Source organism: Streptomyces virginiae (assembly GCF_041432505.1).
Classification (GTDB): Bacteria; Actinomycetota; Actinomycetes; order Streptomycetales; family Streptomycetaceae; genus Streptomyces; species Streptomyces virginiae_A.
The window spans coordinates 2,835,501-2,856,769 of record NZ_CP107871.1 but is presented as its reverse complement, the minus strand read 5'-3'; the positions used below and the strand labels follow the sequence as shown (position 1 = coordinate 2,856,769).

Below are 21,269 nucleotides of genomic sequence, written 5' to 3'. Positions count from 1 at the left end.
GGGCCCCCGATGCCCACGACACTGCCGGTGCCGATCGAGTTCCGGCTGCCCGAGGGCTGGCTCCCGGCCCGCCCGGAGGCGTTCGACCCGGGGGTGGCCTTCGCCGCGGTACATCCGAGGCCGGACGCCGGGTTCACCGCCAACATCACCGTCGACGGCGGGTTCCCGAAGGACGGGGTGACCCTGGCCGAGATCGCCGACGCGTCGGTGGAGCAGCTGCGCACGTTCGCCGAGTCGGTGGAGGTGGTCCACCGCCGCGAGGTCGGTTCCGAGGACGCGCCCGCCCTGACCCAGCGGCTGAGCTTCTCGGCCGTGGCCGACGACGCCCGCCACGAGCTGGTCCAGTCCCAGGTGTACCTGTTCCTCACGGACACCGAGGACCCCCACAAGCGGGCGATGATCCGCCTGGCCCTGACCGCCACCACGGCCCAGCACGACGAAGTCCTCGAAGAGTTCCAGGACTTCGTCCGCTCGGTACGTCCGACGGACGACGGGGCGGAGGACTGACGGTGGGGCGCCTCCGGGACAGGATCACCGGCACCAGGTACCCCGACAGCGGGATCGCCCCGCTGCCGACGACGGAGCTCCGGGAAGCGCTGCTCGCCATCAACGGCCAGGACGTGCCGTTCCGTATCCGCCATGCCTTCCCGAAGGAGAAGGCCGACCTGGTGGCGGAGTGGCGAGTGATGAAGCCCGCCTCGGGCTCCGGCGCCTCCCGTAGGCAGGTGGAGCTGAGACTCAAGATCCGGATGCGCTTCATCCCCCTGCAGCGCGAGGTCCGCACCCTCGACGAGCAGGTACAGGTGACGTGGGTCGGGGATCCGCCCAAGTTGGCGGTGTCGCGTGAATCCGGAAGTGGGCCGGCGCCCAGGGTTTCCCGTGAGTGGACCTTTGAGAAGGGGCCTGACGGCCGGCGGCGCAAGGTCGAGACGTTCCGCTTCGACTCGCGGGACATGAAGGATCCACTGCGGAACCTGGTTCTCGAGGCGGGCTGGACCTGGCGCGGGGTGGTGTACAGGTTTTGACGAGCAGGCTGCCGGGCGGGCCTACCCGCGGTACGCCCGGACACAAGGTGAGGGGAACATGAGCCGTTTCTGGGACAACCGCACGGGCACCAGGTACCCGGCCCGGGGTATGACTCCGGGGGCCGCCGAGGAGCTTCGGGAGGCGTTGCTCGCGCTGGGCGGTCCGGATGCGCTGTTCGCCGTCCGGGAGGGCGCCGCGGGAGAGCGTGCCGACCTGGTCGTGGAGTGCAGCGTCAGCGAGATGCGTCTGACCCTCAAGACCAGCATGCGGCTGGTTCCCGCGAAGCACGAGGTGCGCGTGCTCGAAGAGCGGTGGGAGCCCGCGTTGGAGCATTCCGGCCGGCAGTACGGCCGGGGGCCGGCGAAGGCGGTCTACAAGCAGTGGGAGTTCCAGCGGGGCGCCGACGGCCGCCGCCGCAAGGTTGAGACGTTCCGCTTCGACACGGGGCTGGTGAAGAACCCCCTGCAGAACACGGTCCTCAGGGCGGGCTGGGCCTGGCGCGGAGTGCTGTTCAGGCTCTGACCGCGACGGACGAGACGGACGAGACGGACGAGACGGACCGCGGACCCTGTGTGGGTCCGCGGTCCGCCGTGTCGGGCCGGCGCCGGTGTCAGCGGGCCGTGCCGAAGTCCTGCGTCCAGTAGTTGCCGGGCTGCGCCAGGCCGATACCGATCTCCTTGAAGGAGCAGTTCAGGATGTTCTCCCGGTGGCCCTGGCTGTTCATCCAGCCCTCCATGACCTTCTCGGGAGTGCTGTAGCCGTAGGCGACGTTCTCGCCGTACGTGCTCCACGTGTACCCGGCGCGGGTGATCCGCGCGCCCGGGTCCGAGCCGTCGGAGCCGGTGTGGGACATGTTGCTGTGGGAGGCCATGTCGGCGCTGTGGTCCTGCGCGGCCTTCGTGAGCTTCGCGTTCAGGGAGACGGCCGAGCATCCGGCGGCGGCGCGCTCCTGGTTGACGAGCGCGAGGACCTGCGCGACGGAGCCGGTGGCCGGCGGGGCGGCGGTCTTCGACGGCTGGGGCGCCTGCGGCTTCTTCGTCTCGACCGGCGGCTTCGCGGGCTTCGGCTGCGCGGGCGGGGTGGTCTCGACGACGGGCTGCGTGGGCGCGGCGGGGCTGCTGGGGGAGGCCTCGGAGGGGCTGCTGCTCGGCGTCTCGCTCGGGAGCGGCGCGTCCACGGGTGCCAGGGTGGTCGGCGTGGCCGACGGCGTCTGCTGCCACTGCCACGGCCGCTGCTGCTGGTGGCTCACGGTCCGGGTCCGGCCGTCGTCCTGACCGTCGAAGCAGGCCATGGCGGCGGTGGGAACACCCACGAGGGCGAGCGCGCCGACACCGATGGCTATTTTCTTGTAGGACGTCTTCTTCCGATGCTTCTGCATGCCTGACCTCATTCAGTGATCGCGAAGCTTTCGGCGCCGGAATCGCGGGGCACCGAAGAGGCCGCCATTCTTAGAAACCTGTGAATGGCCTGGCAAGTTTCCGCTGATCACGAGCTCGCGGCGGTCGGCACGCCGCTTGAAAGAGGGCAGTGATCGTGCATCATCACGATTTGGTCACTCCCGCAACCGTCTGATGAATGATCAGAAACGGCTGTGACCTGGCCGGTCGGCGACACACCCCTCGGTGGCACATATTCCGTTTCCGGCGGAGAGGGGAATGTCGATTCCAAAAGGGACAAATATCGAAATGTCGGCGGGTTAACGCTCCGTCAAGAAAGCCCGGCCCCGATATGGGCGCCGTGACGCATGTCACTGTTTCGCGCGTGGCTGCGCCCGTCTCCCTCGGGTCGCCTGCGTCGTGGGCCGACGGCGACGTACGGAGGGGGACGGGCGCGGGATCATGCGATCGCTCTACCGCGGCTCCAGAGCCGCCGCCCGGCAGGCGCCGTTCGCGGCGCCACCCGGCACTCCGGCCGCGGTCAGGCCGCTCGCGCACCCTTGGAGGTCACCGGACACGCCGAGCCGACAGGACGCCGAGACGGCGTCGGTGACCTCGGCGCCCGCCTGCGCGGCCATGTTCGTACAGGCGGGGATGTCGGCGTGGGCGGCGGGCGCGACGAGGGCCGCACCGGAAAGGGAGAGGAACAGGCCGGCGAGCACACCGGCGAGACGGGTCGACGTGCGCACGGGGGACACGACGGGGAACACGGCACACACCTGCTCTCGGAATACGGGAGGTGGGTACGGGGAGTGGCTACGGGCGGTCGGACGGGAGGTCGGGCGGGCCGATTCCTACTCGGGGGCCACCCGGCAGGCGCTCACCGCGGTCCCGTTGGTGACGCCTCCCGCCGTCAGGCCGGACACGCACTTCTCGTGGTCGCCGGTCAGACCGACGTAGCACGCCATGCGGACGGAGTCCGGCGCCTCACCACCCTGCAACTCGCGCTCCACCTGGTTGATGCAGGCCGTGACGTCCGCGTGGGCGGCGGGGGCCGCGAAGGCGGCGCCACCGAGGGCGAGGGCCAGGCCGGTCAGGACGCCGGCGATACGGGTCGACATGTGCATGGGGACGTACCTGCTCTCCGAATCGGTTCGGTGCTGGATCGGCCTGCGACGGCCGTGCGGCTACCTCGACTGGACGGCGAAGAGCTCGACGGCGTACTCGCCGTTCGTGCCGATCCCGGTCTGCTTGTACGTGCAGTTCAAGATGGCGGCCCGGTGGCCCCTGGTGCTGGCCATCCAGCCGTCGACGTGGGACTTGGAGGATTGGTGACCCGGTCCGGAGACGTTCTCCGAGGACGGGCCTGCGGGCGAGTAGCCGGCCTTCTCCATGCGGGCCAGGTCGCTGGACCCGTCCGAGCCGGTGTGCGCGGTCAACCCGTTCGCCGCCATGTCGTCGGCGTGGGCCTGGGCGGCCGCCGCGAGCCGCGGGTCCACCGTCAGCGGCTCACAACCCGCCTTTTCCCGTTCGGCGTTGATCAGCGCGAGGATCTCGTCCGGCGAGGACTGCTGCACGCTACGGGTGACGGAGGCCGACGCCGCCGGGACGGCGAGCGCGGTGGCGGCGCCGCCCAGCGCGAGCAGCGGGACGGTGCAGGCGACCGCGCACGCGCGACGGATCCGGCTGTTCTTGGTACGCATCAGAGTCTTCCCCTCGTCGGGGGTCGGTGGGGAGCCGCCCACGACACCCGGCTCTCGGGGCGGCCGCCCCGAGGGCGGCCACGGGGCGTCTCGAGCGGCCTGCGCAGGCGACGTGCGCGACCCACAGGCTGCTGCGGGGGCACGGCGCCTGCTTCCACCGTACGACCGGAGGCACCTCCCCACGACCGGGGGCGGTGAGCGGCCTACGGCGTCGTCGGTGGTGTGAAGAGTGCCCGGACGGTTTCGGTGGCCAGGTCGCGCAGCCAGGTGTGGGCGCGGTCGTCGTCGTAGCGCTGGTGCCACAGCAGGTACAGGGGTACGTCGGGCAGCGGGAGCGGTGGCGACAGCGAGACCAGGCCGAGCCGGTCGCGGGCGGTACGGGTGACGGCGTCGGGGAGGGTGACGACCAGGTCGGTGTCGAGGGCGAGTTGCAGGGCGAAGGCGGCGGTGGGCCCGGCGGCGACGACGCGTCGTTCGAGGCCGTGTGCCGTCAGGGCGTCGTCGATCGGATCGCTCAGGCTTCCGCGCCGCGAGACGGTGACGTGTTCGGCGGCCGCGTAGCGTTCGAGGCTCAGTGGGCCTTCGGTGAGCGGGTGGCCCGGTCGGACGGCGACGATCAGCCGGTCCCTGCCGACGAGGCGGTGGCGGATGTCGGGGAGTGTCGGAGCACCGGCACTCGATTCGAGGTCGACCTCACCCCGGCGCAGTTCGGCGTCGTCCGTCCCGGACTCTGCGGACAGGCGCAGCCGGACGCCGGGCGCCTGGCGGTGGACGGCGCCGATCAGGGTGGTGCCGCAAGCGGCGGTCAGGGCGTCGTGCCAGCGCACGGTGAACACCCGCTCCAGAGCCGCCAGGTCGAGTTCCTGCTGCGCGGACAGGAGGTGGTGGGCCTGCTGCACGAGGGCATGGACCTCGGCGCGCATGGCAAGCGCGCGGGTGGTGGGGACCATGCTGCGGCCGGTGCGGACCAGGATCTGATCACCGGTGGCCTTGCGGATCCGGCCCAGGGAGCGGCTCATCGCCGGTGAGGTGACGTGGAGGCGCGCTGCCGCGCCGGAGACGCTGCCCTCTTCCAGCAGGGCGTCCAGGGCGGTGAGCAGGTTCAGATCCAATTGCATGACAGTAACTCTACAAGCGGTGAGCATGCACTTGCTGTCAATGATCGGGCGCGCAGTCCTCGCTCGCCGACCCCAGTTGTGGCAGGGGAAAGGCCGAACTCGGTTTCCGGCCACGTCCTAGGATCACCTCATGGACGACAACCCCTGGTTCTGGGACGAGGAACTGCAGCGGGACGGCAGCGAACCAGGGGACCTCACCGCGGACGAGCTCGCGTTCCTCGAAGCCCTTCGGGCCCACGCCGCCTCTTGGACCGCGCCTTGGACCTACCACGACGTCGCCCGCCCCGAGGACGAATCGTCACTGCTGCTCTATGTCAGCATCGGCGACGACCGCAGCCTCGGCCGGTGGGCGGTGCACTACTACGGTACGCACGTGCAGGCCGGCTGGGTCTGCGACGATCTGTTCAGTCTCGATGAGAGGCCCGCATCGGGCTTCTTCGAGGCGACGGGGACGATCGAAGAGCTCGCGGAGCGGTGCGCGGTCTGGTTCGAGGCCGTGCTCAGCCGACCGGTCACCCGTGAACAGTGGCTGCACAAGGGAGCGGTGTACGCGACCCGCTGGGCCTTCGCGGACACCGGGGCGCCGTTGGTCCACGGTGTCGACAACACCTTGTCCCCCAAGCCGTACCGGGGATGGGACTCCTTCCCCGGTGACCCCCACGACCGCTGCACCCTGGTCCGCGGCGCCACGCAACCGCAGACGGGCGCTCACGCGCCGTCCTGCCCGTACGAGTCCGCCGAAGGTTCCGCCACCGCTGTGGGGTCCAGCGCCACGAGTTGGCTTCAGCGCTTCTTCGGATCCCACGACAGAACCTGAAGTCGGAGCCCGAACGCGTCGCCATCGGATGGCGCCTACCGCCCGGGCGCCGGGCCCACGCCGGCCAGGTCGAGCAGCCGGTGCATCGTCGCAGGAGGCAGGGCCGGATTCGCCGCCGCGCACCCGGCGGAGCCGGGGAGGGTGAGCCTGCGCAGCAGCTCTCCGGCCGGCAGCCGCGGGTCCCGTAGCGCCCAGCGACCGACGTCCGGGTCGTCGATCAGCTTCATCACGAGGTCCGGACCCCCGTCGGGATCGTGGAGGGCCGCGTGGCGCAGCCGTGGATTGGGGTGGTCGGCGTAGCGGGCGAGGCCGGGCCGCGCGAAGTTCCGGTGGAAGCGCAGGGAGTCCCACTTCAGACCGTGCCAGTACGCGTACATCTCCACGACGAGCTCGTGCGGGGCCTGGTCGCCGTACTCGCACAGGGTGAGCTTGACGAAGAAGTCCTCGTCCCGTGCCAGCAGGTCCACCACATCGGCCGGCAGGTCCCGCCGCATGGCGATGCTCCGCCGCAGCAGGACATGCCCGGAGGCGGCGGCCCGACGCGCGACGGCCGGTTCATGACCGCGCTCCACGACCCAACGGGGCGGTACGTGATAGCCGTGCGGCACCACGTACGCGATGGCAGAGCGCAGCTCCTCGGTGAGGTCCTCGCGCATCGACAGCGCGAGGACGACCGCGGGGTCCGGGTCCTCGGCGAGCCGCAGTGCCAGCGTGGTCGGGACGTCCGGATCCTGGGCCGCGGCACGGCGCACGGTCGGGTCGTCGCTGCCCACGCGCTCCTCGGGCGTGGGCAGCGACGGCTCCGGGAGGTCTTCCACCGGGTCGGACAGGATCGCGGCGGCGGCCTCCCGGACCGTGGGCTCGGGATCGGCGAGCAGGGCCTCCCGCACGGACACCGAGAGGTGCGGCCACAGCTCCCGGGTGAGGGCCGCTTCGCGTACCCGGGCGTCCTCGTCCTCGACGAGGCGCGCGCGTACGTGCGGGGGAAGGCCCCACTGGGTGGCCATCACCCGCACCCGCGCCTCACTGTCACGGGCCAAGATCTCCGGTACCTCGGCGGGCAGTTGACGGAAGTCGCAGCCGATGGCCGCGAACACGAACCGGACCCGGGGCGACGGATCCCGGGTGAGCGCCACGAGTGCGTCCACGTCGGCCGTGCTGTTCTCGATCACCGCAAGCCGGTGCTTGATCACGGGGGAGGCGAGCGCGGTGGCCGTCATCTCCCGATCCAGGGTGCACCAGCTGAGCCAACGGGCGTGACCGCTCCCGTCGTCGACGGCCAGCAGCCGGACGAACACCGAAGCCGGCAGTGCGGGATTCCTCCGTAGCCCGCCGAGCCAGGCCTCGACGATCTCGTCGGTCACACGGTCATCCGGTAGCAGGTCCCCACCCAGTTCGATCATCCGGCCATTGTCCCCGGGGGCGTGGCCTCGGGCTTCAGGCCGCCGGGGCCGCCGCCGCACAGGAGGTGCAGCGGCCCGGGAGGGGGGAGCGGAAGGCACGGTCGCAGTCCTCGCACGAGCGGAGCGGATGGACCACCCGGTCGGGGACCACGGGGTACGCCGCCCAGGCGTCCGGGATCCGGGGCGGAAGCTGTTCCCGCAGGCGGTGGCCGAGCAGGGCCGCCGGGGAGTGGATCGTGGCCGACGGCAGCGCACGCGTCAGGGCGGCGACGACGGCGCCCGGTACGAGCCCGCGCTCCAGCCAGCGCGCCGCGGCCGGAGCCAGCCGCACCGTGTCGCGCTCGGACAGCACCAGCCGTTGATCGCGCAGCCGCAGCCGGGCCAACAGCTCCCGGGCCTGGATCTCGACCTCCGGCACTTCCGCCTCCGGGGCCTCCTCCGGCACGGGTGCGGGGGCGGGGGCAGGCTCCGGGTCGGGCCGGGTAGCCGAGGCGGGCTCACGCCGCTCACGGTGGGTCTCGGTCGACCGCGCCGGCGGGTTGTTGTACGAGACCGTGCAGGTCACGACATGCCCGGACGGGAGCCGCTCCTTGAGGCGCGCCAGGTAGCCGTGCGTCTCCAGCTCGCGCAGGGCGGCGGCGATCCGGACCTCGCCCTCCGGGAAGCGCTCGGCCAGGGCCTTGATGGTGACCTTGCTGCCTGTCGGGAGGGACTGGATGTGCGTGGCCAGGCCGATCGCCGTCATGCTCAGCTCGCGGTGCTGGGCCAGGTGGTTGCCGATCTTGACGTAGCCGCGGCGATGGTCGTGGTTGATGTGTCGGATGCCCGACGAGGCGCGCGAGGGCGCGCTAAGCTGCTGGTCAGCCATGGGAAGGGTAGGGTCCTTCTTTTGGTCAGGCCCTCGGCGGGATGCCAGTCCCGTGCGAGGGCCGTACGCGTTTATGGGGTTGTCGGGAGCCAGAGTGCCCGGCGAATTCGCATATGCGCCAGCTGGGTTGGGGTGATTCACCCGACCGAGTGAGGAGGGAGGGGGAGGTAGGGAGAGGTTATTCCTCCCGGTTATCTGTCTTTAGGCGTCGTGCGGAACCGGAGATCGCCCCACCGGGTCGTGGAAACCTCGATCCGGTGAAATCGGACTCGCCAAATCCATTTCGGCCCATACGGTTTTCAGGGGTGCGGGCCCGTGATCCGTCCCCCATCGCGTGGCGAGCGCGGACACCAGAGTCAGCCCCCGTCCCGACTCCGCCCCGGATGCCGGTACCTCGGCCGCCGCCGGCGGTCCGAACTCCCGCCGGGTGTCCGACACTTCGATACGGAGCGTAGGGCCGGGTGCGATGCGCAACGCCAGCCGGAAGTCCCGCCCCCGTACCTTCCCGTGCGTGACGGCATTCGCGGCGAGCTCGGCGACGACCTGCGCCGCGTCCTCGAACGGAAGCCTGTGTTCCGCAAGTTGGGCGACCGTGAGCGCGCGGGCGGCGCGTGCGCCGCGCGGGGTGGAAGGGAGCGTGGCGACGAGGCAGATTTCCTGATTCACGTGACTCAGCGTGGCCATCCGTGCGTAACCTGAACAGAGTTGAGGGCGCTGTGTACGACGGCTGTCCAAAGTCGTCCCGCCGTGTCCTCCCGGTCCCGCGGAGGTGGAAGTGAGCACGGACGGCACGGACGAGTCGAGCTGGGAACTCGACCCTGAGGACGAATCCGGGGCGGTCATCGCCACGGTGGGACGCCAGCTGAAAATGTGGCGGGAGGCCGCCGGACTCGACCGGGCGAAGTTCGGTGAACGGATGGGGTACGGAGCGAACCTGATCTACAAGATCGAGCGCGGCGCCCGCATTCCGCGTCCGGAGTTCTTGGACAAGGCGGACGAGGTCCTTGGGGCGGGTGGGAAAATCGCCGGCATGAAAGCGGACATCGAAAGGGCCCGCTATCCCAAGACGGTTCGCGATCTGGCCAAGTTGGAAGCCCAGGCAGTGGAAATCGGATCATACGAAAACAGTGTGGTGTCAGGGTTGCTCCAGACCGAGGAATACACCCGCGCGCTCTATGGGGTGAGGCGGCCGGCCTACTCGGAGGATGCGACCGAGCGTCTGGTTACGGCGCGGGTGGCGCGCCATGAAGTCCTCCGGCGACATCCGGCCCCGTTGCTGACCGTCGTGCAGGAAGAGGCTGTCCTTCGAAGGCCCATCGGGGGCAGGATGGTGTTGCGCCGCCAACTGGAGCATTTGTTGGAGGTGGGTAGCCTGCGGAACGTGGAGATCCAGGTGATGCCTACCGCCGTGGAGGAGCATGCCGGGCTCGCCGGATCCCTCAAAATCATGCGCCTCAAAGATGGAACGACCGTCGGCCACAATGAAGTTCAGCTGGTCAGCCGCTTGATCACTGAACCGAAAGAGGTCCAGATCCTGGACATGCGCTATGGCATGATCCGAGCGCAGGCTCTGACGCCTCGCGCGTCGATGACGTTCATCGAGAAGGTATTGGGAGAGACATGAGCATCAAGCCGTCGGGCGAGAGCCTCTCCACACTGACGTGGGTGAAGAGCAGCTACAGCACCAATGACGGACCCGACTGCATCGAGGTCGCCTGGACCAAGAGCAGCTACAGCACCAACGACGGACCCAACTGCGTCGAGGTCGCCCACACCCCCGGCACCGTCCTCGTCCGGGACTCCAAGCGTCCCGAGGACGCCCGGCTCACGCTCACCCCCCGCGCCTGGACCGGCTTCGTGGCCTTCGCCGCCGCGTGAGAAGACTCGACGCCGCCACCGAGGCCGTCCTCCGTTACCGGCGGCCCGAGCCGTGGTGCTGGGAGCTCGTCGTCAAGGCCGTCTGCGACGACATGCACAGCACCTGGGACGCCGATCACGCGCTGCTTCAGGCCGGTCCTGCCGTTTCCGCGTATGCCGATCAGATCGCCGCCTCCCTCAAGAGGATGTTCGGCGTCTTCGCCCGCGGCTCCGGCCACCAGATGGAGACGCTCACGCTCACCCTCGCCGGGATGGGTGACCTCCGGGCGCTGTCCGGCCTGCGGAGCCTCGCGCAGGGCGGACCGCTCCCGTACGGGTTCCGCCGCCCCCGCATCCTGGCCGCGCTGCCCGCCTCGGAACTGCTCCCCGTGGTCCTGCCCGATCTGCGGCGCGAGCCGGTGGACTACCACGCGAGTACCGCCGTGCTCGAACTCCTCGCCGGCTGGGGGCCGGACGCCGCACCCGCCGTGCCCGAGGTGGTCCGGCACCTGGACACCCCCTACGCCTACGACGCCCTGCGCGTCCTCGGCGGGATCGGCGCCCCGGCCGTCGCCGCCGCCGACCGGCTGGCCGCGTTCGCCACCGGCCGTGACCCGCACTCCGGTCGTCACCACCCGCGGCGGGCCGCCTGGGCGCATTGGCGGGTCACCGGCGATCCGACGCTCGCCCTCGACGTGTGCGGCGTGGCCGTACGGTCCGGCACGGCCGCCCACGGTCTGCCCTTCCTCGCCGATCTCGGCCCACTGGCCGCCGCCCACGCGGACACCGTGCGCGCTCTGATGCAGTCGCCCGGCGCGTGGACCCGGGTCGCCGCCGCGCACGCGTACTGGCGGATCACCGGAGACGCGGAGCCCGCCGTACCGGTCCTGCTGGCCGAGGTCGACCCGGACTGGGCCGGGCGTCCGGCCATGCCGGTGCGGGAGGCCGTCCACCGGCTCGGGGAGATCGGCGCCCCGGCCGCCACCGCCGTGCCCCGGCTGGTCCGGATCCTGGCGCAGGAGGAACGCCTCAGCCACCCGTACGAGCGGGAGCGGATCCTGGTGGACGCGGCCTACGTCCGTACCCTCACCGAGGCCCTGGAACGGATCGCTCCGGGCGCGGCCGGCTCCGTACCGGCGCCGCTGTCGAAGGAGCTCGTACCGGTGTCCGCCCCATCGGCCGGGCCGGGATTCCTCCGGAGATGGCTGCGCTGACCACCCGCACGCCCCCTTGTCGGCATGGGGCAAGGTGGGGGCATGCTTGTTGATAACCAAGAGTGCGATGTGGTCGTCACGGCCGTGGCCCCGGTGGGGTGCGCCGTGGACGCGGACGGGCACGACGGTTTCATCGACCAGGTCAAGCACCCCTCCTGGTGGGCGGATGTGCCGCGCGCCGAGGTCGGCGACCGGATGCGCGCCGTGGTGCTCGACCCCACCAGGACGCCGGCCCGGTTCAGTGCCCTGCCGGTCGATGTACGGATCGCCCGGAGCCTGCGCCCCACCGAACCGCTGAAGCGCCTGTGTCCGGCGCCGCCGCCCGGCGAAGTCCGCGGCGTGGAGTGGGCCGTCGTGGAGGACGCGCTGGGCACCGCCCTGCCGGCCGACTACAAGCGGCTCGTCGACACCTACGGGGGCGGGGTCTTCGCCGGAACGATCTGGCTGCTGGAACCGGACTGCCCGGAGACGATGTACGACCTCCTCGCCCAGACCGCGGAGCGCGAGGAGATCCTCGCCCGTTTCTGGGAGGCGGGCGAGGCCAAGCCGGCGGAAATCCTGGACGGCGACATCCGACTGGTGCCCTGGGGGTACGCGGAGGGTTCGGGACACGTCCTGTACTGGGTGGTCCGGCCCGGGGTCGAGCCGGAGGAGTGGACGGTCATCCTCCACGAGGGCCGCGGCCCCTTCTGGGAGGCCCATGAGGCCTCGTGCAGCCAGTTCCTCCTCGACGTGGTGGCCGGCACGACGACCTCGTTCTACTTCAGCGACGACGACCACAACGACGACCACGACGACGACATCGACGCGGAGGACAGGTTCCGCTTCATCCCCGGCTCCCGGTTCCACGGCGGAACCGGCGGAACCGGCGCGCCGCCCGCGGACCGCGGATAGGGTGCTCGGATGTTCACAGTTCGGCGCGCCGGCCCGTACGACGGGGACGTCCTCGGCGAGATCCACGCCGCGGCCTGGGAGGCGGCGTACGCGCCCTTCTTCGATCCCGAGTTCGCCGCGGACGGTGTCCGGAGCAGGCGGACGCGGTGGCACGAGAGGGTCGGGCAGGTGGACACCCCGATCCTGCTGGCCGAACACGAGGGGCGCCCGCTCGCGCTGACCACCTTCCGGGCATCCGAGACCCGGCCCGGCCTCGCCGAGATCCTCTCCTTCTACACCCACCCCGACGGCTGGGGCAGCGGAATCGCGGCCGTGCTGATGACCGAGACCCTGCGCCACCTGCGCGACGACGGGTTCGCGCGCACCCACCTGTGGACCCTGCGCGACACCCCGCGTTCCCGCCGCTTCTACACCAAGTGCGGCTTCACCGAGAGCGGCACCGTACGCCCCTTCGACTTCGGCGACGGGAAGCCCCTCACCCAGGTCGAATACGAGCGGACGTGCTGAGAGCCCCGGACTTCCCGCGCGGCGTCGGTGCCGGTCATCGCAGGTCGTGCGGCAGCCTGTCGCGGTAGACGCGGTGGTAGGCCGCCAGGCGTTCGGCCTGCTCGTCCATGCCGGCCAGCAGCTCGTACGCCTCCGCCGAGGCACCCACCGTCTCGAACGCCGCCAGCTCCTCGTAGTAGAGCCAGACGCCCTGCCGGGCGACGTCCAGACAGGCTCCGGCGATGTCTTCCTGCTCACCGGCCGACAGGACGCCCAGGATGTACAGGAGGTCCTGGCGGACTCCGACGGGCGGGCGCCCCGCGAGGGCGGCCAAAGCCAGGGAGGCGGTGGCGACGGCCGGATCCATCAGGTTCGACTGGATACGGGCGTGGTTCTCCACCCAATCGGTGCCCAGTTCTTCCGGGTCGCCTTCCAGCAGCCTGATGAGCTCCAGCGGAATGTGCTCCGCCGAATACCGGTTCGGCCCCCATGAGCAGCCGCACTCGATCGCGGCCCAGTCGTGCAGTCCGGCTTCTATGCGGACCAGATCCAATGCCGTCATTTCCCCGTCACTCGAATCGCGCGGCAACCGGGTCCGACCGGCAGCTGATATGCGCCGGCACGGAACGAGCCGCCGCTGGTTGAATGCCGGGATGAGCGATGACCTTCCCGGCGGGTACGAGATCTCCACCGACGCCGCCCGACTCGACGTCGGGCTCGTCCACCGGTGGCTGTCCGAGGACGCCTACTGGGCGCTCGGGCGCAGTCGGCAGAAGCAGGAGGACGCCATCGCGGGCTCCGTGAACTTCGGCCTCTACGACCAGGCCTCCGGAGCCCAGCTCGCGTACGCCCGCGTCGTCACCGACCGGGCCACCTTCGCCTGGCTCTGCGATGTCTACGTCGACCCGGGGGCCCGCGGCAAGGGGCTCGGCGGGGCCCTCGTCGACGCGGTGTGCGCGCACCTGGAGCCGTACGGGCTGCGCCGGGTGCTGCTCGCGACCGCCGACGCGCACGCCGTCTACGCGCGGGCCGGCTTCGAGCCGCTCAGCACGCCCGGGAAGTGGATGGCCCTCGGACAGCAGTAGCCGGCGGCTCGGGCACGGCCTAGCGGCGGGCGAGGACGCGGTTCAGCAGGTCCGACGCGGGGTGCGGGCCCGTGTGCTCGGGGTGGCGGGGCAGGTGGTGGGCGAAGGAGCCGTACCAGGACCGCGAGACCGTGTAGCCGAAGGCCAGGCAGATCATGCCGCCGACGGCGTCGAGCCAGAAGTGGTTGGCGGTGGCCACGATGACGATGAGCGTCGCGGTCGGGTAGAGCAGGCCCAGGATCCGGGCCCAAGGGGCGGAGGCGACCGCGAAGATCGTCAGGCCGCACCAGAGCGACCACCCTATGTGCATGGACGGCATCGCGGCGTACTGGTTCGACATCTGCTTGAGGTTGCCCGAGGCCATCGAGCCCCAGGTGTGGTGGACCAGCACGGTGTCGATGAAGTTCTGCCCGTTCATCAGCCGCGGCGGCGCGAGCGGGTAGCAGTAGTAGCCGACCAGGGCCACGCCGGTGGTGGCGAAGAGAACCATGCGCGTGGCGGCGTACCGCCCCGGATGGAAACGGTAGATCCAGACCAGCACGCCGATCGTCACGACGAAGTGGAGCGTGGCGTAGTAGTAGTTCATGCCCACGATCAGCCACGTCACGGAGTTGATCGTGTGGTTGACCGACTGCTCCACGGCGATGCCGAGGGTCCGCTCGACGCTCCAGATCCAGTCGGCGTTGGCGAGGGCCGCCGCCTTCTGCTCGGGCACCGCGTTGCGGATCAGCGAGTACGTCCAGTAGCTGATCGCGATGAGCAGGATCTCGAACCAGATCCGAGGCCGGCGCGGGGCTCGCAACCGGGAAAGAAGGGTGCGTTCGGACCCCGGGCGGGTCTCGGTCTCGACCACGGTGGGTGATGAGACGTCCGTCCGGGTTTCCAGTGTCTTCACGCTCGATTCACCCATGGGGAGAGAGTCTGCCAGATGCGTTACCGCCTCCGATCATCCCTCGGTACGGTCTTCCACGCAGCCGCTCAGACCTGGGTACTACACGGCCGCTTCAGCCCCCCACTTTCCCGGCGGTGATCTGCTGCCCGCGGGTGGCATCGACCACGACGGGGACGCCGTCGGGGAGCTGCCCTTCGAGGTCGTGGAGCAGGTCGTCGATCGGCGGGAGGCCGCCGGGACTGCGCACATGGATGTAGAAGGTCCTGGACTGCGCGTCGACGCCGGTGACCGCCGCGCCCGGGGTCTTCGAGAGCCAGCTCTCCGCCGCGGTCCAGGTCCGCGCGGTCCACGCGTTCAGCAGGACCGTGGTCGCCGTGTTGGCGCCGAGCGGGAGCATGACGGCGGTGAACAGCAGCCCGAGCATGACGTACGCGCGGCGTGGGGCCCCGGCCCGCTCGGGGCGTCCGGCGGCCCGGGTGTAGCCGAGCACGGCGAAGACCACCATGCCCGCGAAGACCATGGCGAGGAGGTTGGACACGAACAGCACCAGCGCGCCCAGCGCGAGCCACCACGACGTCTGGCCGGCGCACACGCCCGTCACCACGAGCGGCGGTACCAAGGAGATCGCGATCGCGACCCCCGGCATGACCGCGGCGACGTCCTTGCGGGACAGTGCCACGGCGCCGGCGAAGCCCGTGGCCAGAGCGGCGACCAGGTCGAGGAGGCCGGGGGAGGTCCGGCCGGCGATCTGACTGTCCGACAGCAGATCGTACGAGGTGGGCACCACCAGGGAGGCGAGCGCGCCGATCAGGAGCACCAGCAGGCCGCCGAGCGCCACGAAGGCGAGGGCCGTGGAGCGGCGGCGCTGCACGGCCCCGAGGGCGATCCCCATGATCGGCGTCGAGAGCGGGGCGATGATCATCGCCCCGATGACGGTGGCGGTGGAGTCCGTCAGGATCCCGCAGGCGGCGATCACGGAGGACAGCGTGAGCATGGTCCAGAAGGCCGACTGCTTCGCCCGGCTGTCCCCCGACGACAGATCGAGATCCTCCTGGAGGTCCGCCAGGGAGCGTCGCTTGTGGTCGGGCAGGATCCTGTCGCGAATGTGGCCGGGCATGGGCATCTGCCCAGTATCGGGACCGGGATCGCTCCCCTCCCGCAGGGACACGTGCCGCTGCCGCTGCCGCGGGCCGACTCCGTCAGCGGCGCCGGCCTCCTACTGCTCCCGGCGGCGCTGGCCCGGGCCCGAGGCCGTGGAGCCGCGCACCACCAGTTCGGGCAGGAACACGAACTCGCTGTGCGGGGCCGGCGTGCCGCCGATCTCCTCCAGCAGGGTCCGGACCGCGGCCTGACCCATCGCCTGCACGGGCTGGCGGATGGTGGTCAGCGGCGGATCGGTGAACGCTATGAGCGGCGAGTCGTCGAAGCCGACCACCGACACGTCCTGCGGCACCTTCAGCCCCTGCTGCCGGGCCGCCCGGATCGCGCCCAGCGCCATCATGTCGCTCGCGCACACCACCGCCGTGCAGCCCCGCGAGATCAGCGCGGCCGCGGCGGCCTGACCGCCCTCCAACGAGTAGAGGGAGTGCTGGATCAGCTCCTCGATCTCGGCCTCGCCGAGGCCGAGCCGCTCCTTCATCCCGAGCCGGAAGCCCTCGATCTTGCGCAGGACCGGCACGAAACGCTTCGGTCCGACCGCGAGCCCGATACGGGTGTGCCCGAGCGCGGTGAGGTGGGTGACGGCGAGCTGCATCGCGGCCCGGTCGTCGGGGGAGACGAAGGGGGCCTGGACCTTCTCGGAGAACCCGTTGATGAGGACGTACGGAACGCCCTGCCCGCGGAGTTGGTCGTAGCGGCCCATGTCGGCGGTGGTGTCGGCGTGCAGACCGGAGACGAAGATGATCCCGGAGACCCCGCGGTCGACCAGCATCTCGGTCAACTCGTCCTCGGTGGACCCGCCGGGCGTCTGCGTGGCCAGCACCGGCGTGTACCCCTGCCGGGTCAGGGCCTGGCCGATGACCTGGGCGAGCGCCGGGAAGATCGGGTTGTCCAGTTCAGGAGTTATCAGGCCGACGAGCCCCGCACTGCGCTGGCGCAGCTTCACGGGCCGCTCGTAGCCGAGGACGTCGAGGGCGGCCAGCACGGATTCGCGGGTGCCTGCGGCCACACCGGGCTTGCCGTTGAGCACGCGGCTGACTGTGGCTTCGCTGACCCCCGCCTGGGCTGCGATGTCGGCTAGCCGTGCGGTCACGGGATTGGACTGTACCGGTCGGACGTTCACCATGACCACCACGTGCACGAATCCGGTGGAAGCCGGACGGTACGGCCGTCCGTCTCCACCGGGGCGCTGGAGAGTACGGGTCGACCGGGCGCGGGAAGCTCGACCGGGACGGACCGCGTGTTGAGGGTGCAGGCGAAACCGGGGCGGGTGAAGAGGAGCACGCCCTCGGGGGCGGGCTGCCAACGCATCCCGCACGGGTACGACTCCTCGGGCTCGACCTCGGTCGGAGTCGCGGCGCCGGCTCCCCGGCCGGTTCCCGCCTCCGGTGCGCCCAGGCCCGGCATCGCCCGGCGCAGTTCCAGCGCGGCCCGGTAGAGCTCCAGCGTGGAGTGCGGGTCGCCGGTCTGCGCGGCGACGCTGAGGTCGCCCCAGCCGGCGGGCTGCGGGAGCCAGCTGCCGGCCGGCCCGAAGCCGTACGGGGGCTCCGCGCCGGACCAGGGGAGCGGCACCCGGCATCCGTCGCGCAGCCCGTCCTGCCCGGCGGTGCGCGCGAAGGCGGGGTCCTGGCGCACATCGTCCGGGAGGTCCACGACCTCCGGGAGGCCGAGCTCCTCGCCCTGGTAGACGTACGCCGACCCGGGCAGGGCCAGCATCAGCAGCGCGGCGGCCCGGGCCCGGGCCAGGCCGCGGGCCTCGCCGCCGTACCGGGTCACATGGCGTACGACGTCGTGGTTGGACAGCACCCAGGTGGTGGGGGCGCCGACGGCGGTGGTGGCGGCCAGGGACTCGTCGATGACGGTGCGCATCGCGGCGGGGTCCCACGGACAGTTCAGGAAGCGGAAGTTGAAGGCCTGGTGCAGTTCGTCGGGGCGTACGTACAGGGCGAGGCGCTCCGAGGTGGGCGCCCAGGCCTCGGCGACCCCGATGCGCCCGCCCGCGTAGGAGTCGAGGAGGCGGCGCCAGGAGCGGTGGATCTCGTGGACCCCGTCCTGGTCGAAGAAGGGGAGCGGCTCGATGCCGATGAGGGTGGCCTGGGCGCCGCAGCCGATGTCCGGCAGGCCGGGGGCCTTGACCATGCCGTGGGCGACGTCGACGCGGAAGCCGTCGATGCCGAGGTCGAGCCAGAAGCGCAGGACGGAGGCGAATTCGGCGGCGACCTCGGGGTGGTCCCAGTCGAGGTCCGGCTGCTCGGGGGCGAAGAGGTGCAGGTACCAGTCGCCGTCCGGCACCCGGGTCCAGGCCGGGCCGCCGAAGATCGACTCCCAGTCGTTGGGCGGGAGCTCCCCGCGAGCGCCCCGCCCCGGGCGGAAGTGGTAGCGCGCGCGGGCCCCCGGATCGCCGGCGAGGGCGGCCCGGAACCACGGGTGCTGCTCGGAGGTGTGGTTCGGGACCACGTCCACGATGACCCGCAGCCCCAGCGCGTGCGCGGCCCGGACCAGCTCGTCGGCGTCGGAGAGGTCGCCGAAGAGGGGGTCGACGGCCCGGTAGTCGGCGACGTCGTAGCCGCCGTCCGCCTGCGGGGAGACGTAGAAGGGGGTGAGCCACACGGCGTCGACCCCGAGGCGGGCGAGGTGGGGGAGGCGGGAGCGGACCCCCCGGAGGTCGCCGATGCCGTCTCCGTCGCTGTCGGCGAAGGAGCGCACGTACACCTGATAGATGACGGCATCACGCCACCAGCCACCGCTCGCGGTCGCGTTGCTGGAAGATCTTGCAAGCTGGACGGCCGTCGAGTCGTGGGTCATATCGGGGTCAACGCGGGTACATGCCCCCTGGTTGCGGGCCCGGGCAGTCGAAGGTGACTCGAACTAACAGCAAGCTGCGGCAACCGTCCGGACACACGGATGTAACGATCGCCTCCGCTTGCAGAAAGTTTGCGCAAGGTCTTTCGGTCCTCTTTCAGTCTTGTTACGTTCCTGGCAACTCGGGACCGCGAGGGCGCGGCCGGGATCATCGAAGGAGTTCATATGCGGCGTGGCATAGCGGCCACCGCGCTGGTCGCGACCCTGGCGCTCGCGGCGACGGCTTGCGGTGGGGACGACAAGGGCGCAGCCGACGGCACCAAGGCGGGCGGCGAGCTTTCCGGCACGGTCACGTGGTGGGACACCTCGAACGACGCCGAGAAGGCCAGCTTCCAGAAGCTCGCCGAAGCGTTCACGGCGAAGCACCCGAAGGTGACCGTCAAGTACGTCAACGTCCCGTACGGCGACGCGCAGAACAAGGTCAAGAACGCCTTCAGCAGCGGCTCCGACGCGCCTGACGTCATCCGCGCCGACGTCGGCTGGGTCGCGGACTTCGCCTCGCTCGGCTACCTCGACGAGGTTCCGGCCGAGACGGCGAAGAAGATCGACGCCGAGTTCCTCCCGCAGGCCGCGGCCAGCGGCAAGTTCGAGGGCAAGACCTACGCCGTCCCGCAGGTCATCGACAGCCTCGGCCTCTTCTACAACAAGAAGATGCTCGCCGACGCCGGCGTCCAGCCCCCCAAGACGCTGGAAGAGGTGAAGACCGCCGCCGCCGCCATCAAGGCGAAGAGCGGCAAGGCCGGCCTCTACCTGCGCGGCGACGACTCCTACTGGTTCCTCCCCCTCATCTACGGCGAGGGCGGCGACCTGGTCGACGCGAAGAACAAGACGGTCACCGTCGACAACGAGGCGGGCGTCAAGGCCTTCAAGACCGCTCGTGACCTGGTCAGCTCCGGTGCGGCGATCACCAACGCCACCGACGGCTACGCCAACATGCAGACGGCCTTCAAGACCGGCGAGGCCGCCATGATGATCAACGGCCCGTGGGCCGTCGCCGACACCTATGCCGGCGACCAGTTCAAGGACAAGGCCAACCTCGGCGTCGCCACGGTCCCGGCCGGCTCGGCCAAGGCCGGTGCCCCGCAGGGCGGCCACGACCTCGCGGTGTACGCCGGTTCCAAGAACACCGCCGCCGCGCACGCCTTCGTCGAGTACATGACCTCGCAGGAGGTCCAGGTGCAGTCGACCAAGGACCTCAGCCTGCTGCCGACCCGGACCGCCGCCTACGAGCAGCCGGACGTCAAGGGCAACGAGATGGTCCAGTTCTTCAAGCCGGCCGTGGACAAGGCCGTCGAGCGCGCCTGGATCCCGGAGAACGGCTCCCTCTTCGAGCCGCTGAAGGTCGAATACACCAAGGCGATCACCGGGGCGTCGAGCCCGGAGGACGCGGCCAAGGCGGCCGGCGTCGAGTTCCGCAAGATCCTCAAGGGCTGGAAGTAACGAAACCATGGCTGCTCACACCAGCCAGTCGGTGGCGAAGGCCGCGGGCGACGACGTCGAGAACGACGTCGCCGCCCGCGGCCGGAGCCGCAGGACTGACAGCGACAGCGGTAACCGCGGTGAGAACCGCGGTGGGAAAGGCGCGTCCGGTCTCCGGCGCGCCGTCGGCACGCACTGGTACGCCTGGGCCATGGTCGCCCCGGTGGTGCTCGTCCTCGGCGTGATCATCGGCTGGCCGCTGGTCCGGGGCGTCTACCTGTCGCTGACCGACGCCACCGAGCGCAACGTCTCGCGCACCATCGGCGCCCGGCACATCGAGGCCACGTACCAGTTCGTCGGACTCGACAACTACGTGGACGTGCTCAGCGACCCGGTGTTCCTGCAGCGGCTGGTGTGGACGGTGGTGTGGACCGTCGCCTGCGTGTCCATCACCTTCACGCTCGGTCTGATCCTGGCCAACATGCTCAACCGGGAGTTCCGGGGCCGCGCCGCCTACCGGATGGCGCTCATCCTGCCCTGGGCCGTCCCCGGCTTCGTCTCCGTCTTCGCCTGGCGGTTCCTCTTCAACCGCGACAACGGCATCCTCAACAAGCTCCTCGACGGTGGCGGCATCGCCGCGATCCCGTGGCTCGACGACCCGACCTGGGCCAAGTTCTCGGTCGTCGCCGTCAACGTCTGGCTCGGCGTCCCCTTCATGATGGTCGCCCTGCTCGGCGGCCTGCAGTCGATCCCCGGCGAGCTCTACGAGGCCGCCGAGATGGACGGCGCCACCGCCTGGCAGCGCTTCCGGCACATCACCCTGCCCGGGCTGCGCACGGTGAGCATGACGGTGATCCTGCTCTCCACCATCTGGACCTTCAACATGTTCCCGGTGATCTTCCTGCTCACCCGCGGCGGACCCGGCGACTCCACCGAGATCCTGGTGACCCAGGCCTTCCGCGAGGCGTTCGTGTCGAGCCCGCGCGACTTCGCCGGCTCGGCCACGTGGGGCGTCCTGATCCTCGCCCTGCTCATGATCTTCGCGCTGGTCTACCGGCGCTCGCTGCGCAAGCAGGGAGAGGTGTGGTGAC

General features: G+C 70.7%; 25 protein-coding genes. 12 read left to right on the top strand and 13 right to left on the bottom strand.

The window, feature by feature from the left end:
• Nucleotides 1-9 precede the first annotated feature (9 nt).
• From OG624_RS13330 to OG624_RS13320, 3 genes are read left to right on the top strand one after another with little or no spacing between them, the layout of a single operon-like run.
• On the top strand, nt 10-507 hold the full coding sequence (locus tag OG624_RS13330; protein WP_033226045.1) for a hypothetical protein: 498 nt from the start codon (nt 10-12) through the stop codon (nt 505-507).
• A 2-nt stretch (nt 508-509) separates the two neighbouring features.
• Nucleotides 510-1,025 (top strand): hypothetical protein, encoded by a 516-nt coding sequence (locus OG624_RS13325; RefSeq protein ID WP_033226044.1) that lies wholly within the window; start codon nt 510-512, stop codon nt 1,023-1,025.
• A 58-nt stretch (nt 1,026-1,083) separates the two neighbouring features.
• The gene (locus OG624_RS13320) at nt 1,084-1,548 is read left to right on the top strand and encodes a hypothetical protein (RefSeq protein WP_033226043.1); all 465 of its coding nucleotides are present in this window, start codon (nt 1,084-1,086) and stop codon (nt 1,546-1,548) included.
• An 88-nt stretch (nt 1,549-1,636) separates the two neighbouring features.
• Here OG624_RS13320 and OG624_RS13315 read toward each other — a convergent pair whose 3' ends face one another.
• The 5 genes from OG624_RS13315 to OG624_RS13295 all read right to left on the bottom strand — a co-directional run bounded on the left by OG624_RS13315 (nt 1,637) and on the right by OG624_RS13295 (nt 5,223).
• On the bottom strand, nt 1,637-2,404 hold the full coding sequence (locus OG624_RS13315; RefSeq protein WP_033226042.1) for a CAP domain-containing protein: 768 nt from the start codon (nt 2,402-2,404) through the stop codon (nt 1,637-1,639).
• A 471-nt stretch (nt 2,405-2,875) separates the two neighbouring features.
• Nucleotides 2,876-3,172 carry a hypothetical protein gene (locus tag OG624_RS13310; RefSeq protein ID WP_244291008.1) on the bottom strand — a complete coding sequence of 99 codons (297 nt, stop codon included), beginning with the start codon at nt 3,170-3,172 and terminating at the stop codon, nt 2,876-2,878.
• An 84-nt stretch (nt 3,173-3,256) separates the two neighbouring features.
• Complete coding sequence (locus OG624_RS13305) at nt 3,257-3,529, bottom strand: hypothetical protein (RefSeq protein ID WP_033226041.1); 273 nt, start codon at nt 3,527-3,529, stop codon at nt 3,257-3,259.
• A 60-nt stretch (nt 3,530-3,589) separates the two neighbouring features.
• A complete protein-coding gene (locus tag OG624_RS13300; protein WP_051763916.1) occupies nt 3,590-4,105 on the bottom strand; it encodes a CAP domain-containing protein in 516 nt (171 codons plus the stop codon).
• Between the two features lie 203 nt (nt 4,106-4,308).
• Entirely contained in the window at nt 4,309-5,223 is a 915-nt protein-coding gene (locus OG624_RS13295) for a LysR substrate-binding domain-containing protein (protein WP_033226040.1), read from the bottom strand.
• 130 nt (nt 5,224-5,353) lie between these two features.
• Here OG624_RS13295 and OG624_RS13290 point away from each other — a divergent pair, with 130 nt between their 5' ends.
• Complete coding sequence (locus tag OG624_RS13290) at nt 5,354-6,040, top strand: hypothetical protein (RefSeq protein WP_063734270.1); 687 nt, start codon at nt 5,354-5,356, stop codon at nt 6,038-6,040.
• A gap of 35 nt (nt 6,041-6,075) precedes the next feature.
• Here OG624_RS13290 and OG624_RS13285 read toward each other — a convergent pair whose 3' ends face one another.
• The 3 genes from OG624_RS13285 to OG624_RS13275 all read right to left on the bottom strand — a co-directional run bounded on the left by OG624_RS13285 (nt 6,076) and on the right by OG624_RS13275 (nt 8,977).
• Complete coding sequence (locus OG624_RS13285; protein WP_371639443.1) at nt 6,076-7,443, bottom strand: hypothetical protein; 1,368 nt, start codon at nt 7,441-7,443, stop codon at nt 6,076-6,078.
• Nucleotides 7,444-7,477: 34 nt separating this feature from the next.
• Nucleotides 7,478-8,311: a helix-turn-helix domain-containing protein gene (locus OG624_RS13280; RefSeq protein ID WP_371639442.1), complete on the bottom strand. Its 834-nt coding sequence runs from the start codon at nt 8,309-8,311 to the stop codon at nt 7,478-7,480.
• Nucleotides 8,312-8,512: 201 nt separating this feature from the next.
• Nucleotides 8,513-8,977 carry an ATP-binding protein gene (locus tag OG624_RS13275; protein WP_371639441.1) on the bottom strand — a complete coding sequence of 155 codons (465 nt, stop codon included), beginning with the start codon at nt 8,975-8,977 and terminating at the stop codon, nt 8,513-8,515.
• A gap of 109 nt (nt 8,978-9,086) precedes the next feature.
• Between OG624_RS13275 and OG624_RS13270 the strand changes: the two genes are divergently transcribed.
• From OG624_RS13270 to OG624_RS13250, 5 genes are read left to right on the top strand one after another with little or no spacing between them, the layout of a single operon-like run.
• Complete coding sequence (locus tag OG624_RS13270) at nt 9,087-9,935, top strand: helix-turn-helix domain-containing protein (protein ID WP_326747937.1); 849 nt, start codon at nt 9,087-9,089, stop codon at nt 9,933-9,935.
• Nucleotides 9,932-10,189 (top strand): DUF397 domain-containing protein, encoded by a 258-nt coding sequence (locus tag OG624_RS13265; protein WP_326747936.1) that lies wholly within the window; start codon nt 9,932-9,934, stop codon nt 10,187-10,189. The genes OG624_RS13270 and OG624_RS13265 overlap by 4 nt, the downstream gene beginning before the upstream one ends.
• Nucleotides 10,186-11,382: a hypothetical protein gene (locus OG624_RS13260; RefSeq protein ID WP_371639440.1), complete on the top strand. Its 1,197-nt coding sequence runs from the start codon at nt 10,186-10,188 to the stop codon at nt 11,380-11,382. Before OG624_RS13265 ends, OG624_RS13260 begins: the two co-directional genes overlap by 4 nt.
• Nucleotides 11,383-11,424: 42 nt before the next feature.
• On the top strand, nt 11,425-12,276 hold the full coding sequence (locus OG624_RS13255; RefSeq protein ID WP_371639439.1) for an SMI1/KNR4 family protein: 852 nt from the start codon (nt 11,425-11,427) through the stop codon (nt 12,274-12,276).
• A 9-nt stretch (nt 12,277-12,285) separates the two neighbouring features.
• Nucleotides 12,286-12,783 carry a GNAT family N-acetyltransferase gene (locus tag OG624_RS13250; RefSeq protein ID WP_371587647.1) on the top strand — a complete coding sequence of 166 codons (498 nt, stop codon included), beginning with the start codon at nt 12,286-12,288 and terminating at the stop codon, nt 12,781-12,783.
• Nucleotides 12,784-12,817: 34 nt separating this feature from the next.
• Here the strand turns inward: OG624_RS13250 and OG624_RS13245 are convergent, their stop codons facing one another.
• Complete coding sequence (locus OG624_RS13245; RefSeq protein WP_266357692.1) at nt 12,818-13,324, bottom strand: hypothetical protein; 507 nt, start codon at nt 13,322-13,324, stop codon at nt 12,818-12,820.
• Between the two features lie 91 nt (nt 13,325-13,415).
• On the opposite strand from OG624_RS13245, the gene OG624_RS13240 reads away from it, so the two are divergent.
• Entirely contained in the window at nt 13,416-13,847 is a 432-nt protein-coding gene (locus OG624_RS13240; protein WP_033226029.1) for a GNAT family N-acetyltransferase, read from the top strand.
• Nucleotides 13,848-13,866: 19 nt separating this feature from the next.
• Here OG624_RS13240 and OG624_RS13235 read toward each other — a convergent pair whose 3' ends face one another.
• From OG624_RS13235 to OG624_RS13220, 4 genes are all read right to left on the bottom strand, one after another.
• A complete protein-coding gene (locus OG624_RS13235) occupies nt 13,867-14,757 on the bottom strand; it encodes a phosphatase PAP2 family protein (protein WP_078909682.1) in 891 nt (296 codons plus the stop codon).
• A 94-nt stretch (nt 14,758-14,851) separates the two neighbouring features.
• Nucleotides 14,852-15,862: a DUF389 domain-containing protein gene (locus OG624_RS13230; protein ID WP_371639438.1), complete on the bottom strand. Its 1,011-nt coding sequence runs from the start codon at nt 15,860-15,862 to the stop codon at nt 14,852-14,854.
• Between the two features lie 93 nt (nt 15,863-15,955).
• On the bottom strand, nt 15,956-16,990 hold the full coding sequence (locus tag OG624_RS13225; RefSeq protein WP_033226070.1) for a LacI family DNA-binding transcriptional regulator: 1,035 nt from the start codon (nt 16,988-16,990) through the stop codon (nt 15,956-15,958).
• A gap of 26 nt (nt 16,991-17,016) precedes the next feature.
• Nucleotides 17,017-18,702, bottom strand: coding sequence for a glycoside hydrolase family 13 protein (locus OG624_RS13220; RefSeq protein WP_371639437.1), 1,686 nt, complete (start codon nt 18,700-18,702; stop codon nt 17,017-17,019).
• A gap of 222 nt (nt 18,703-18,924) precedes the next feature.
• On the opposite strand from OG624_RS13220, the gene OG624_RS13215 reads away from it, so the two are divergent.
• Nucleotides 18,925-20,199 (top strand): extracellular solute-binding protein, encoded by a 1,275-nt coding sequence (locus tag OG624_RS13215; protein ID WP_033226027.1) that lies wholly within the window; start codon nt 18,925-18,927, stop codon nt 20,197-20,199.
• A 7-nt stretch (nt 20,200-20,206) separates the two neighbouring features.
• Nucleotides 20,207-21,268 (top strand): carbohydrate ABC transporter permease, encoded by a 1,062-nt coding sequence (locus tag OG624_RS13210; protein ID WP_033226026.1) that lies wholly within the window; start codon nt 20,207-20,209, stop codon nt 21,266-21,268.
• The last annotated feature ends 1 nt before the right edge of the window (nt 21,269 follow it).